3 protein-coding genes are annotated in these 1,672 nt (G+C 35.1%); 2 read left to right on the top strand and 1 reads right to left on the bottom strand.

Features of this window, described 5'->3' with window-relative positions; genetic code table 11:
* On the bottom strand, nucleotides 1–383 hold a 383-nt coding region (locus WAM07_RS10925; protein WP_422166803.1), incomplete at its 3' end, for an aldehyde dehydrogenase family protein.
* 285 nt (nucleotides 384–668) lie between these two features.
* Between WAM07_RS10925 and cudC the strand changes: the two genes are divergently transcribed.
* Together cudC and WAM07_RS10915 are read left to right on the top strand one after the other, a co-directional pair.
* The gene (gene cudC / locus WAM07_RS10920; protein WP_422166801.1) at nucleotides 669–1,217 is read left to right on the top strand and encodes a choline uptake/conversion transcriptional regulator CudC; all 549 of its coding nucleotides are present in this window, start codon (nucleotides 669–671) and stop codon (nucleotides 1,215–1,217) included.
* A gap of 186 nt (nucleotides 1,218–1,403) precedes the next feature.
* The coding region (locus tag WAM07_RS10915) for a glycine betaine ABC transporter substrate-binding protein (RefSeq protein WP_422166799.1) at nucleotides 1,404–1,672 on the top strand (269 nt) is incomplete at its 3' end.

Raw genomic sequence — 1,672 nt, 5'->3', positions numbered from 1 at the left:
TCAATCAGTTCTCCTCCATCTTTATCTGCAAGTTCTCCATAATAACGAAACACTCCAGCGATATCATCCATATCTCCGCGACTTTCTTCTACTGTTTTTCCAGTATCTAATGATTCTAAATACGCCAGTTCTTCTTTATCTCTTTCTATTAATTCAGCAATTCTCGTTACGATAGTTCCTCGCTCAGTTGCTGGTGTTGATGCCCATCCCCCGTTATCAAAAGCTTCTCTTGCCGCAGCGATGGCTACTTTTGCATCTGATTCATCACCTTCAGGAACCGTTGCAATAATTTCCTGATTAAATGGATTGATAATGTGGCGCTTATTTCCTGAATTCGCATCCATCCATTTTCCATTGATGTATTGCTGTAGTTTTAAATCCATATCGATCAACTCCAATCCTGAAGTAAAATTAACTTTATTAAGAATTTATTTAACGTTTTTAACACTAACACGTCTTATTAAGGCTGTCAAAATAATGTCAAACATGAAATATAGTAAGATTAATAATGAAGTATAATGCCTGTTAATACTGCAGATTTGTACATTTAAAGTAGATATAAATTAATATCTCATTTGACATTTCATCTGAACACGTTAATATGAAGTTCATGAAGAATATTTGATAAAAATTTAACAAGGTTTATTTTATATTGAAGGAGCGACCTTATGAGTGATACCGAAAATCCCAGCATTAAAATAGAAGAAGCCAAAGATAAAGTCATTGGCGCCATTGCAGAGACCATGGATTTATATGGAGTAACACCAGCTGCTGCAAATTTATATGCGACGATGTACTTTAAAGATCAGATGACGCTTGATGAAATGCGCACAGAACTCGGCATGAGTAAACCGAGTATGAGTACTAGCGTCCGCCGGCTTCAGGAAATAGAAATGGTAAAAAAAACATTTACACGTGGCTCACGGAAACATACGTATGCAGCTGAGAAAAACTTCTTCCGTTCCTTTATGGCGTTTTATTGTCAGATGTGGGAACGCGAAGCTAAAATGAATTTGGAAGCCATTGAAGAAGCGCAGGAAGATTTTATTGATGTTATAAAAGATTCCAGCAGTACACCAGATATTGTTGCAAACGCAAAGAAATACTATGATCAATTAGAAGAATCGAAAACATATTATCACTGGCTGAATGACTTAGTTGAAAGTATAAGAAGTGGTAAGATATTTGAATTCCTGCCGAAGGACCCACAAGACTAAGGGAAAAGAAAAGTCTCAGGCAGTCTATATAAAAAATATGGACTGCCTGGTTATAGGAATCCTCCACTCTTTCTAAGAAAGAAATGGATTCCTTACGCCTTTATGTTAAAAAAATTCTTAACGTATTTAATTTTTTTACAACTCGTAAAAAATTAAAATAAATAACAACAAAGGGGAGTTTTCAATATGCACAAGTGGAAAAAAGAACTTAGTTTTATTTTAGCGATTCTAATGCTTGCTGTACTGGCCGCATGCGGAAGCAATAGTGAGGAAGCAGAGAGTGAACAGACAGGTACAGAATCAGAAGCAAAGAATAAAGAATTAACGATTGGTCAAGTTAACTGGGCTGAAAACATTGCTGTAACAAATATGTGGAAAGTCATTCTAGAAGATAAAGGATATAACTTTAAATTAAACAATTTAAATATGGGTAGTAATATGAAAGCGTTAGAAAG

The organism is Halobacillus sp. (genome assembly GCF_049282395.1).
Lineage (GTDB): Bacteria > Bacillota > Bacilli > Bacillales > Halobacillaceae > Halobacillus.
This window is presented reverse-complemented; position numbering and strand designations above follow the sequence as displayed.